We start from the raw sequence: 12,663 nt of genomic DNA on the forward strand, positions 1-12,663 counted from the left end.
TTAAGTGGAATTAGAAGGTGCACTAGGTACTTTTTACGCTGAATCTCAAGAGCTTCTAGAATCTATGGAAGATGCTTTACTTCGACTTGATTCGGGCGAATATGATAGTGATGTATTGAACGAGATTTTTAGATCAGCGCATACTATCAAAGGGTCTGCAGGTATTTTTGGTCTAGATCACATAGTAGAGTTTACTCATGTTGTTGAGAACATTCTCGACCGTGCCAGAGATGATGAAATAAGGCTAGAAGAGGAACTTCTTAACATCATATTCAAATGTAGAGACCACATTGCGGAGCTAATTAATCACGACCTTGAAGCATTTAATGACTCTCCAAATCTAGCTCAAACAGGAAAGCAACTGCTCGATGGTTTGATACCTTGGTTTAAGTCAAATGACGCCGATATACATGAAAAAAAGATAGTCGACAAAGTGGGTCTAGAAACAGAAGGAGCAACAGGAGACTGGCATCTTTCTCTTCGCTTATCTAAAGACTGTTTGCGAAATGGAATGGATCCCATCTCATTTCTAAACTACCTCAGTTCAATTGGTGAATTAAGGCAGATTATTACGCTCGAAGATTCATTGCCCGATATTGAAGAATTTGATGCTGAAACTCTATATCTCGGTTACGAAATATCTCTTCAATCTAACTCCAGCAGAGAGGAGATCGAAAATACCTTCACATTTGTTAGAGAAGACTCGGAAATCCGAATTATCCCACCTAACAGTACAATCGAGGAGTACATAGCTCTAATTGAGGCGCTACCAGAAGATGACAAGCGTATAGGTGAGATTCTAGTAGGGTGCGGTGCCATTTCAAGCGAGACTCTCTGCAAAGCATTGCAAGTCCAGGAGAATGAGACCAAGAGTAGCAATCAGAGCCGTAAAATAGGTGAAGTGCTTGTTGAAAGCAGTGGCCTCCCAGAGAAGGTAGTTAATGCAGCAGCAGAAAAGCAAGAAGATACGAAAGAAAGAAAGAAACCTTCTTCACAGTTAATACGAATCGATGCAGACCGCTTGGATCACCTAATAAATCTTATTGGCGAACTAGTGATCAACCGACAAAGGGTAAACCTATTGGCAGGAGAAACGCGCCATGAGTCTCTTATCGAAGCTGTTGGTGATTTAGAAAACTTCACTGAACAGCTACGTGATGCAGCACTGAATCTGCGGATGGTTCAAATAGGCTCGACCTTTCAGAAGTTTAAGCGAATTGTTCGAGATACTGCACAGGAACTTGGCAAGGATATTAATCTAATACTAGAGGGGACTGAAACGGAACTAGATCGCCTAATGGTTGAAAAACTTGGTGATCCGCTTACCCACATCATTCGCAATGCCATAGACCACGGAATTGAAGCCAAGGAGCAACGTCTTGCAAATGGTAAAAGCGAGACTGGCACTATTAAAATGGCTGCTTTTCACGAAGCAGGCAGCATAGTGATCGAAGTGAGTGACGATGGAGGAGGTATAGCTCCTGAAAAAATTCGAGCCAAAGCTGTCATCAAAGAAATAATCTCCGAAGATGCAAATTTATCAGATCAAGAGTTATTGCATTTGGTGTTTCATCCAGGTTTTTCTACCGCCGAAAGTGTCACTAACCTTTCTGGTCGGGGAGTTGGAATGGATGTAGTGAAACGAAATGTCGAAGCACTTCAGGGCACTATTGATATTAACAGCAAGGTTGGCTTTGGCACTCGATTTCAAATTCGATTACCTCTAACACTAGCTATTATTGATGGGTTTCACGTTCAGAGTGGAAACACACACTTCATAGTTCCTCAATCCTCTGTCGTGGAATGTACAGACCTCGGATCCCACGAAAAAATGGAAAACCGCAACTGTATTAACGTAAGAGGAGAAATGATTCCCTTTATCAAACTTGGGGATGTTTTCAAGATTTCACCATCTGAAGGAGAGACCGCAAGCTATTTGTATAGAGAAGGTAAGTCAGCCTCTTCGCATACAGAGAATTTAGTAATTGCGCGCTACGGCGAATTTACTGCTGGTATTGTCGCCGACCAACTCCATGGAGAAATTCAGACAGTCGTCAAGCCGCTAGGCCCAATATTCAAACCCCTTAGAGGAATTGGCGGATCAACCTTACTTGGCAATGGTGAAATAGCTTTCATACTGGATATCCCCCAATTGATTGAATCAGTGATTTCCAATGAAGGTACAACGTTCACCGTAAACGAATGAAATAGCTATCACGTAATTACTATAGGAGTTCCGTTGTGTCAAAAGACTCTAGCCCTGACAGATCTATCGACGAACCTAAAAACAGAAGACAGTTCCTTACCTTTTGTTTGAATAATGAATATTTTGGTATGGAACTACATCAGACCAGAGAGATACTCGAGTACTCAGATGTCACAGATGTACCTTTGATGCCAGGTTTCATGAGCGGAGTAATAAACCTTCGCGGAGAAGTGGTACCAGTCATTGATCTTGCAATCAGACTCGGTAGAGATCCAATTAAACTGCACAAGCGAACATGTATTGTCATCATTGAACTCCACAGTTACGAACAAAAACATGTGCTCGGCTTACTTGTCGATTCGGTAAGTGAAGTTGTTGAACTTGATACCTCTGATGTTGAGGAAGCACCTGCTTTTGGTGCAAACATACGGGCTGAATTTATCCTGGGCATTGCCAAAAAAGAGGAGCAATTTGTGATCTTATTAGATGCTGAAAAAACATTGTCTCCTATCGAGTTGGCCAGTCTTGTAGAAGCAGAGTTTCAAGCGACAGAAGATTAATAAAACGACTTAATAAACTTGAATAGAGGACACCGACATGTTAACAAAAATAGGACTCAAGATAAGAATAATTTTCTTAGGATTGTTAATCACCTCAGCGCTTACTTTTCTGGGCGTGACATCGATTTCTGAACTAGGTGAATATCATAACTCGACTAAGCGAAATTTTGATGCTGTGACATCCAACGTCGCTATACTGAAGGAGGTCAATCACGCTCACCTTGTTTTTAAAACACAAGTACAAGAATGGAAGAATGTGCTACTTCGTGGCAATGACCAAAAGCAATATGACAAATACTATAAGCGTTTCCTGAACTCTTCAGACAAAGTTCAAGGCGCTTTATCAAAAGCGATTGAGCACTCTCAAAGCATTGGCCTAGATACATCAAAGTTAGAAACAGTTAAAAAGAATCATGCCGATCTGCGCACAGCCTATACCAAAGCCATCAAGGAATTTGATGAGAAGGATAAATTAGCTGGGCAAAAAGTTGATAAACTGGTCAAAGGTGTAGACCGACCTACGAGTCAAACCATGAAAGAGGTAACAGAGGAAACGGAAACTGCTTTCTACGAGTTAATCGAAAGCACCGGCGTATCAATGGAATCTGATTATTCCGATATAAAGCAGGCCTCTATAATAGTGATGGTGATTGCGTCAGTTTTTGTAATTTTGGTTATGATCTGGATCTTTTGGGATCTTCTAAAGACTCTAGGCGGTGAACCAAGTTATGCAGCTCGAGTAGTCGACAGCGTAGCCAACGGCAATCTTGATATCAGGATAGATCTACACCCTAAAGATAAGCGTTCCTTGCTTTTCAGAATCGACAACATGAAAGAGCAACTAACTCAGGTGATTCAGGAAGTTCGTTCTTCAGCCGATTCACTTGCATCTGCGTCAGAAGAAGTCAGCTCTACATCTCAATCTTTAGCTAAGGGCGCTTCAGTTCAGTCAGCGAGTGTTGAGCAAACATCTGCTTCTGTTGAAGAGATGTCAGCATCCATTGCTCAAAACAATGAGAACGCTAGTATTACCGACGGCATGGCGCAAAAAGCAGCTAACGAAGCAAAAACCGGTGGCAAAGCAGTTTCTGAAACTGTTGAAGCTATGCAGAAAATTGCAGACCGCATCAGCATTGTTGATGATATTGCCTATCAAACGAACTTATTAGCTCTCAATGCAGCGATAGAGGCTGGACGAGCAGGAGATCACGGAAAAGGATTCGCTGTAGTAGCCTCTGAAGTTCGTAAGCTTGCCGAGCGTAGCCAGGTTGCAGCCCAAGAAATAAGTGAATTGGCGAAAGAGAGCGTTAAGCTTGCTGAGTCAGCAGGAAATTCACTCGAAGAGATAGTCCCGTCCATAAACAAAACCGCCGACCTTGTTCAAGAAATTGCCGCAGCATCTTCAGAGCAAACCTCAGGTGTTCAACAAATAAATTCTGCGATCAGTCAAGTTAGTCAAACGATGCAACAAAATGCGGCGGCTTCAGAAGAATTAAGTTCTACATCCGAAGAAATGAGCGCACAAGCTATGCGCTTACAAGAATCCGTTAGTTATTTCTCTCTAAATAAATCTCCCAAGTCTTCTCAAGCTCCTTTTACTACTTCGACACAGAATCAAACAGAACAATCAAACGATTTAAATAGTCATCGACCTGGAAACCCTCAAGATGAGGATGACCAGAACTTTGTAAGTTACAGCTAAGAAACATTTTGATGCGTTTGCATGAGGCTAGCAACCAGTTAAATATACCAAGTATAGAAGAGTTTTGCTTATTCCAGCAATTTATTCTCAAGGAGCTTGGTATATCTCTGCAACCTCAAAAAAGAGCAATGCTTGGCCATAGGCTTTCCAAGAGATTATGTCATTTGAAGCTGGATTCGTTTAGGGACTATTATTCATTGATAACCGATCGCTGTAACTCAGATGAAAAGCAAATTGCACTCGACCTCATTACGACCAATGAGACCTACTTCTTTCGAGAACCGAAGCACTTTGATTTCCTTTCAGAAATGATACTACATACTTACCCTAAGACTCGTCCTTTCAGGGTGTGGAGCGCTGCCTGCTCAACTGGTGAAGAGCCCTATAGCATAGCAATGTTACTGGAAGATAAGTGCCCCGCCACGTGGTCATTGTTAGCTACAGACGTAAATTGCACCGTTCTAAAAAGCGCAAGAAGGGCTATATACCTGGATTCTCGCATGTCAGAATTGTCGCCACAATATAGAAGAAGATTCTGCCTAAAAGGGCAGAATGCGTTCTCGAACCATCTTCGAATCTCTCCCGATTTACGGACAAAGGTACAGTTCAGACACCTAAATTTACTAGATGATTTCAAAGGTATAGGAAAATTTGAGCTAATTTTTTTGCGAAACGTACTAATCTATTTTGATGAATCACTTAAACGCAAAATTATTCTAAAGATAATGACTCATCTGGTTCCAGGGGGATATTTGTTCGTAGGGCACTCTGAAAGTTTTCACGGTATTCATCCTAAGCTAAAAACAATACAGCCCGCTATCATGCAATTTGAGCCAGATATTGCTTCATGATTGCGCTTACTAAATACGTTATATCCCATAGAACAATCTTATGACACTCAGACCATATGTTAATACTCAGGCTTAACTACGAAATTTTGAAAGCCTAGGAGTCTGTCGGATTATTCACATCAAATCGGTTAATATAGAAGATCCCAAAAACACAAATAAGACGAACAAATATGGCTGTTCAGTTTAAACAATTAGACAGAAAAACTCCTTATTTACTACCCCCAAGCGTACAAGACTATTTGCCCGAAGATCACTTGGCCTGTTTTGTCGTTGAAATTGTCGAACAACTGGATTTAAGCGCATTCACTGATGTTTATTCTGGCAGAGGAAAAAAGCCTTATCATCCAGCCATGCTGGTCGCACTATTATTCTATGGCTATGCCACCGGCGTTTTCTCAAGCCGGAAGTTGGAGAAAGCAGCATACGATTCCATTGCTGTGCGCTACATCTGCGCAAATTCTTATCCCGATCACGACACGATTGCCACCTTTCGCAAGCGGTTTCTAAAAGAAATCGAGGGATTGTTTGTCGATATTCTACTAATCGCTGAAACGATGGGGTTACTGAAGCTGGGCACTGTAAGCCTTGACGGTACTAAAATCAAAGCCAACGCCAGCAAGCACAAGGCACTGAGCTGGGAATATGCCAACAAGCTGGAAGAGCAGCTTAAGGCGGAAGTTGTAGAACTGATGCAAAAGGCTGAAGAGGCCGACAACGCTACGCTACCTGAAGAGATGAACGTGCCTGAAGAGTTGGCGCGCCGCGAGCAGCGATTGAACACCATTGCGCAAGCCAAGAAGAAAATTCAGGCCCGCGCCAAAGAGCGCTTTGAACGTGAACAAGCCGCATATGAAGAAAAGGTGGAACGGCGCAAATGCTATGAGGAAGAGACGGGAAAAAAGCCTAGAGGGCGTCAACCTGTCGCCCCTTCTGAAGGGCCGCTGCCCAAGGATCAAGTTAATCTAACAGATGAAGAGTCGCGCATTATGCCGACACAGGGCGGCTTTGAGCAGGCTTACAACGCTCAGGCAGGTGTTGATATTGAAACGTATCTCATTGTGGAGCAGCATCTGAGTCAGTCCCCAAATGACAAACTGGAAGTCTCTTCCACGCTGGAGAATCTTGATCAGTTACCGGAGAGCCTGGGGGCGGTTCGTCAACTGCTTGCCGATACGGGTTACTTTAGCGAAGCCAATACCGAGAAATGTGAATCGGCAGGTGTTGAGCCCTTAATACCCGAAAAACGCCATCACCACAATTTGCCGCTTAAGGAACGCTTAGCCGAAGATCAGGAAGCGCCAGAGAATCCGACAGCAGTTGCGGCGATGAAACACCGCTTGCAAACCAAGGCAGGTCGAGAGGCATACGGCCAAAGGAAGTCCACCGTAGAAACGGTCTTTGGAATAATTAAGCATGTTCTTGGTTTTCGTCAATTTTTACTGAGGGGTTTTGATTCAGTGCAGAGTGAATGGAGTTTAGTGTGTCTCGCTTGGAATCTGAAGCGAATTCATGCGTTAAAGGTGGCTTAAGGTCGTAAACAAAAGCTTTGTAGGAAGCATTTTTCGTTTCCAAAGCTATCGAAAAGCCCCGGACTTAGATATATGCTCGATCAACTAAAATTCAACCGGCTATGTGACTGAGGATGGTTTGAGTTTTGCCAATCCGACAGACTCCTAGCAACCCTTTTCTACAGGCATGAATTATGAGTATTGAAGTTTTAGTTGTTGATGACTCTGCTGTTGTTCGGCAAGTAATAAGTAAAATCTTGAACAAAGCTAAGGATATAAACGTTTATGATGTCGCTTCCGATCCTGTCTTTGCCTTAGGGAAAATGGAGAAAAAATGGCCAGATATCATTGTTCTAGATATCGAAATGCCACGTATGGATGGCATCACTTTTCTCAGAAAAATAATGATCGATAGGCCGACGCCAGTGGTAATTTGCTCTTCATTGGCAGTGAAAGGTACCGAGCTAAGCTTGAATGCGCTAGCAGCCGGAGCTGTCGATATCATTACCAAGCCAGAACTAGGTATAAAGGGCTTTTTGGAAGATGCGGAAAAACAAATTCAGCATACTGTGCGCAACGCCGCAAAAGCTAATGTAAGTACGCGTGATGCAAAGCTGATTCGCTCAGTTAAGACTAAACCACCTGAAGAAAATATACTCCCTGATCTAACAGGCATGTCGAAGACGACTGATAGAGTTATTGCGATTGGAACATCAACAGGAGGAGTCCAAGCTCTGGAAGTAGTGTTAACAGCCCTCCCGAGAACATGCCCCGGCATCGTGATTGTTCAGCATATGCCAGAGAAGTTTACTGAGGCTTTTGCTAATCGACTTAACAGTATATGTGCAATTGAAGTAATAGAAGCCCGTTCTGGAGATAGAATAATTCCAGGCCGAGCTCTAATTGCACCGGGAGGTAAACACATAGAAGTAGAACGTTCTGGAGCACAATATATTACCAGAGTCTTTTCGGGTCCGGCCGTAAACCGGCACTGCCCTTCAGTTGATGTATTGTTTCGGTCCGTAGCCAAACATGTAAAACAAAATGCGACGGGCATCATAATGACGGGAATGGGAGATGATGGCGCTCAAGGTTTGCTAGCCATGCAGAGCGCCGGGGCACAAACAATAGCTCAAGATGAAGCATCTTGTGTTGTATTTGGAATGCCAAAAGAGGCTATCAAGCTTGGGGCGGTAAACTTTGAAATCAGTCTCGACCAAATTGCAGATAAAATATAAAGCTAACTGAATATATAAAAGTTAAAAGATTAGCATAAAGGATTTGAGGCTTAATTAGTGGATTGCCGGTTTGGCTTATGAGGCTCCTCATTCTCTTGAGTGCCATCTCAATTGACTTACCTGTAGCTATTCTATACAAGCCAAAATCTCATGCATCTTTACCTCTTAAAATAGAGACAATCGGCGCAGTGCTTTAATGCTAGTGGGGAAGAATTCCATTCTCAGAAGAAGATATATCCGTAACAGGGGCAACTATGAGCGATATAGATTCAGATAATGATGACTCGTCAGTAGAATATACATTGGATTTTTTGGTGGGATTAAGTCATTTGTTCTTGCGACATTCGAAATACCACTATCTAGGGTCTGATATGAATGTGAACGACTTTTGACGGCCAATACATCTGTTGCAATAACAAGACATTATCTGCTATCAGAGCTATAGCTGACCTTTCAAAAAGGATTAATAGACGGCCGCTTTGTGAAGCAACCTGCCATCCGATATAGAAAAATATTAAGTTATTACAGACGATAATTTGGAGTTTGAAGCTAGGGATATGTTCAAAAACATCAATAAAAGAGATCAGCTTATATGTATCGCTGCAGGGAAAGTCAGCAAGACACCCACCTTCTTTGTAAATAAAAAGGCCCTGGAGTCGTTTGGTCCAGATCAACTATACCAGCTTATTGTCGACGAAATTAATAAGGCCAATTAGCATAGAGTTATTTTCGAGTTGCGCCTCAAACCGTTACATTAATTAAACCACCGGGGCGATATTCTAGGTCAAAAGAAGAAGTATTGTAGTCATTATCGGCTCTCTCACTTTCCTCCGTGGCGGCGATAGACCGATATTTCTCTGTCAATGTACTCGATTCTATTTGCTGCCCTATCTGGGCTACTTGGTAGTCTTGAGGGCTTGGGTCTGAAGGCGCTAAAGCAACTCGTTGTATTAGCTTGGCTCTGAGTAGTTTAGTCTCGGGGTCGTTGTCTACAATATTTGTTCTTATCTCAACATCACCGCTTGATGTGTAAAGCTGTCCATCGGGAGACATCGTTTTCTGGATGTTCGATGGACCAGTTATGCTTCCACCTATACTTTTGTGGGCGCGAATGTGCGCATTGACTGCTTGTTCCTTTTCAGCTAGCTGTTGTGACTTAGCTTCGGAAGACGGGACTTTTGTGAACTGACTAAACTGAGAGATTTGCAAAACAAACCTCCTTATTAAAGCGCTATATAAGTCTTAGTATAGACCTGCCTGATTAATATTTGTACAGGTTTCGGTGAATTTTGTTTTTCAGTTGTTCGTTAAGTCTCCTGGATTAAGAGCTGAGATGAATCTTGCGCCTGCCTTCAGTAGAAAATTTTTACAAGGCATTCTATTTATATGAGCTATAAAAGGTCTATTTGTTATGAATTAAGTGATTTCCAACGAAATTGCCGATAACGATAAAGCAAGTTGGCGTACCACCAAACACCGGGCGTTAAAAGACCAGCCTCTATTTCTACCTCATCGGTGTATAAGCTGGTGGCCCCTTTATTCATAGATGATATTTTGATCCGGTGCTTCCATTTGGAAACGATACCACCTTGCTCTTCAGTTATGATTTCTAGTTCAGTATCGCTTACCTTTAAAAAGTGGATCTGATGACTCCACGCGGGAATTAGCCCAAAAAATCGTAAGCGGCTGATGACAGTCGTACCCTCAACCCACTCAGCTGGAAAGTGATCGCTGTCAGAAAATGATAGGAGTCCTTTTGTTATGAAGGTCAACGTACTGCTTTTCTTAACTAGCTGCCATGCGTTGTCAGCTGAAATATTAAACTCTGATGTAATAGTAGCTTTCACTAATTTGCCCTTGTTTACTTGACGGAGCTTAGATGATAAAACCTATAGCAGCTAGAGGGTCAAGTATTTAAGCCTTTTGGTGATTCTATGTGTTTAGCCAGCTAAAGCGAGCAACCGAAATGAGCCAAACAATTAGCAAACTGGCAAAGAAGTTCAATATAAGTGTAGAAACCGTGCGCTTCTATGAGCGTAAGGGGCTTATTACGCAACCTGAAAAGCCAACGGATGGGTATCGTCACTATCCAGAAGAAACTGCTCATCGAATCCGGTTTATCCAACGCTCTAAAGATCTAGGATTTACCTTAGATGAAATTGCTCACTTACTAAGCTTAGCGGACTCACCTTGCAGCCAAGTGCAAGCACTTGCTGAAGATAAATTAGCTATGGTGCAGTCTAAAATGAAAGGCCTTAAACGTTTGGAAAAGGCACTCGAGGCTTTGCTTTCGCAGTGTAATGAAAATGATGATGACACTCATTGCCCCATCATCGACTCTCTCCAACCTTAATATCATTTCGCGTCTTGACTCCGTACCTATATACGGAGTTTATAATTTTCAATAAGCAGAATGAAGCCTTTAAGCGGAGATGTTTATGTTCAACAATCACACTAACTGGTCGATTATAGGAGGTGTTGCGGCTGCAATTGGTGCCAGTTTATGTTGCGCGGGGCCACTCATTTTACTGTCTATTGGTGTAAGCGGAGCCTGGATTGCTAATCTAACTGTCTTGGAACCTTACAGGCCTTATTTTATTGTTGCTGTAGTCGCATTGTTAAGTTGGGCAGGCTGGCAAGTGTTTAAGCCTATCTCGCAGTGCAAACCTGGTACCGCATGTGCTTTACCTGCAACCCGTAAAAAACGACAGCTTATATTTATACTTGCCCTCATTGTAGCAGTAGGGTTCGTCAGCAGCCCTTATTGGATTCCGTTGTTTGCCTAACTAAAGAGAGACACTATGAAAAATCTAATTGTTGTATCACTCGCGTTCTTGTTTAGTAGTTTTGTGCTAGCAGAAGAACAAAAGACAACTCTGCATATACCTTCGATGAACTGTAGTATGTGCCCCATTACGGTCAAAAAGGCACTAGAGAATGTCAAGGGTGTATCCAAGGCTGAAGTAAGCTATGACACAAAACAAGCCGTCGTTATGTTTGATAACAAGCAAACCAAGATCGAGACACTAATCAATGCAACGACGAATGCAGGTTACCCATCACAATTAAAGGGGGAGGTTTCTGATGAGTAATTCCGTCGTCCTAGAATCAGAACTGACCTGTCCCGAATGCGGGCACAAAAAACTCGAAACCATGCCGACTGATGCTTGTCAGTGGTTTTATGAATGCGAACAATGCCACACACTATTAAAGCCGAAAGCTGGAGACTGTTGCGTCTATTGCTCATACGGTACTTTGCCTTGCCCGCCAATACAACAAGATCAAAGCTGTTGTTCATAAAGTTTATAAGTGATGGTTCCCCAATAGGTATAGCTTTGTGCTCTTTTCGTAAGTCTGCCACACGCAAATTTTGGCTGAATAATCCCTATCTTTATATGACTGCTCAGCGGCAACTTTGCGGACTTTTAAGTCAGCGACGTATTGTCTGGCTATGTCGAACCCTGAATTCAAAACTGTAAGATCGGGTTCGAGCCGATACAGAGAAAGGTGTTACAGAGAAAGGTGTTACAGAGAAAGGCTTGATAATCGAGTTAGTTAGGCTCGATTATCAAGAAAATGTTCACCCAAGAACATTCTGAACTCTATTGGCGGGCTAGGTCTCTGTCAAATATTTCTGATCTCTAGATAGCCCTAACACCCTTTTACTAACCATTGTGGCACTCTATCGCTCAGAAAAACTTTTTCATCCTCACTCAAATACTCTATTACTCTTTCCGGTTGTTGCGACAACAGAGGGGCTGGGTGCCTGTAGTATGAGGCCCCTATACCAAAAAGCTCCTCCATTAAAAGAAGCGTAATTGATGAGGTTTGCGCCTTACCTTTCTTCATGAATGGTCTGATCCGTTTCCCTGAATCTTTATATTCCAGGTGAAACTGATAGGCTTTCTGGATAAACCGCTCTAGGTTAGCTCCACCATCACCTTTCAAGTAGTAAAATCTATCTTCGATTGGGTCTGAATCATTCACTGCTCGCCATAGCAGCATGAATGTCTCTGGAATACTTCTTTGGCTCAAGATTTCCACAAGATACTGGTAGATCGCATCACAATTTTTATAATCTGAAATATCTAATGAAGAAAGCTCTGTTAGAAACATCATGCATTCATCGACTAATACCTGAGCCAGTAGTTCCTCAACATCTACGTTTCTAGTTGACGCATGCTGCTTAAGATTCAGACCTTCGATAAGGTTCTCAAAACACTCTCTATCGTTTTTGATGGCCAATCTTAGTTTGACATCAGGGCTCAAGAAGCCAGGCTGAGTTGTTGATACAACATCTGTCATTGTTTCTGTATGTACAATGCCTTTGTCAATCAACTGAAAAAGAAATTGATCCGCTAGAACTTTGCTTGGCGTAAAAGTGTAGGCTCCAATTGCATTTCTGGTAAAGGGTCGGCCGTCAGGAGGGGCTATTACCAATAACGCAGCTAGAGTGATCTTCTCGATAACCGTAAGCGTATTTAAATCACCAGACATACAGGCACTCTTTTCATTCTTTACCAACTGATTTAAACCCGCGTTCACATCGGAGGCCTCAACTTTGCTTAAGTCCCCTCTTTATTATCCGATGAATTAAC

General features: G+C 42.4%; 13 protein-coding genes. 10 read left to right on the forward strand and 3 right to left on the reverse strand.

The genetic code is table 11. The features are described 5' to 3' along the window. The first annotated feature begins 4 nt into the window (after positions 1–4). The 6 genes from OLMES_RS14175 to OLMES_RS14200 all read left to right on the forward strand — a co-directional run bounded on the left by OLMES_RS14175 (position 5) and on the right by OLMES_RS14200 (position 8,065). Complete coding sequence (locus tag OLMES_RS14175) at positions 5–2,206, forward strand: chemotaxis protein CheA (protein ID WP_087461869.1); 2,202 nt, start codon at positions 5–7, stop codon at positions 2,204–2,206. A gap of 35 nt (positions 2,207–2,241) precedes the next feature. Continuing rightward, on the forward strand, positions 2,242–2,766 hold the full coding sequence (locus OLMES_RS14180; protein WP_087461870.1) for a chemotaxis protein CheW: 525 nt from the start codon (positions 2,242–2,244) through the stop codon (positions 2,764–2,766). A gap of 37 nt (positions 2,767–2,803) precedes the next feature. Then, positions 2,804–4,468 (forward strand): methyl-accepting chemotaxis protein, encoded by a 1,665-nt coding sequence (locus OLMES_RS14185; RefSeq protein WP_232465104.1) that lies wholly within the window; start codon positions 2,804–2,806, stop codon positions 4,466–4,468. Between the two features lie 11 nt (positions 4,469–4,479). Further along, positions 4,480–5,319, forward strand: coding sequence for a CheR family methyltransferase (locus OLMES_RS14190; protein WP_087461871.1), 840 nt, complete (start codon positions 4,480–4,482; stop codon positions 5,317–5,319). Between the two features lie 170 nt (positions 5,320–5,489). Continuing rightward, on the forward strand, positions 5,490–6,848 hold the full coding sequence (locus OLMES_RS14195; protein ID WP_087459508.1) for an IS1182 family transposase: 1,359 nt from the start codon (positions 5,490–5,492) through the stop codon (positions 6,846–6,848). Positions 6,849–7,021: 173 nt separating this feature from the next. Continuing rightward, the gene (locus OLMES_RS14200; protein WP_087461872.1) at positions 7,022–8,065 is read left to right on the forward strand and encodes a protein-glutamate methylesterase/protein-glutamine glutaminase; all 1,044 of its coding nucleotides are present in this window, start codon (positions 7,022–7,024) and stop codon (positions 8,063–8,065) included. 741 nt (positions 8,066–8,806) lie between these two features. Here the strand turns inward: OLMES_RS14200 and OLMES_RS14205 are convergent. Both OLMES_RS14205 and OLMES_RS14210 read right to left on the reverse strand, forming a co-directional pair. Continuing rightward, complete coding sequence (locus OLMES_RS14205) at positions 8,807–9,274, reverse strand: putative metalloprotease CJM1_0395 family protein (protein ID WP_157678310.1); 468 nt, start codon at positions 9,272–9,274, stop codon at positions 8,807–8,809. A gap of 200 nt (positions 9,275–9,474) precedes the next feature. Continuing rightward, positions 9,475–9,912, reverse strand: a complete 438-nt coding sequence (locus tag OLMES_RS14210) for a hypothetical protein (protein ID WP_087461874.1) — start codon at positions 9,910–9,912, stop codon at positions 9,475–9,477. An 89-nt stretch (positions 9,913–10,001) separates the two neighbouring features. On the opposite strand from OLMES_RS14210, the gene merR reads away from it, so the two are divergent. The 4 genes from merR to OLMES_RS28865 all read left to right on the forward strand — a co-directional run bounded on the left by merR (position 10,002) and on the right by OLMES_RS28865 (position 11,365). Further along, on the forward strand, positions 10,002–10,418 hold the full coding sequence (gene merR / locus OLMES_RS14215; protein WP_456299492.1) for an Hg(II)-responsive transcriptional regulator: 417 nt from the start codon (positions 10,002–10,004) through the stop codon (positions 10,416–10,418). Positions 10,419–10,503: 85 nt separating this feature from the next. Next, complete coding sequence (locus OLMES_RS14220) at positions 10,504–10,851, forward strand: mercuric transporter MerT family protein (RefSeq protein ID WP_087461875.1); 348 nt, start codon at positions 10,504–10,506, stop codon at positions 10,849–10,851. Positions 10,852–10,866: 15 nt separating this feature from the next. Further along, complete coding sequence (gene merP / locus OLMES_RS14225; protein ID WP_087461876.1) at positions 10,867–11,157, forward strand: mercury resistance system periplasmic binding protein MerP; 291 nt, start codon at positions 10,867–10,869, stop codon at positions 11,155–11,157. Next, the gene (locus OLMES_RS28865) at positions 11,150–11,365 is read left to right on the forward strand and encodes a GDCCVxC domain-containing (seleno)protein (RefSeq protein WP_087461877.1); all 216 of its coding nucleotides are present in this window, start codon (positions 11,150–11,152) and stop codon (positions 11,363–11,365) included. Before merP ends, OLMES_RS28865 begins: the two co-directional genes overlap by 8 nt. Positions 11,366–11,716: 351 nt before the next feature. Here the strand turns inward: OLMES_RS28865 and OLMES_RS14235 are convergent, their stop codons facing one another. Further along, entirely contained in the window at positions 11,717–12,562 is an 846-nt protein-coding gene (locus OLMES_RS14235) for a hypothetical protein (protein WP_087461878.1), read from the reverse strand. Positions 12,563–12,663: the final 101 nt, after the last annotated feature.

Origin of the sequence: Oleiphilus messinensis (assembly GCF_002162375.1) — a bacterium.
Taxonomy (GTDB): Bacteria; Pseudomonadota; Gammaproteobacteria; order Pseudomonadales; family Oleiphilaceae; genus Oleiphilus; species Oleiphilus messinensis.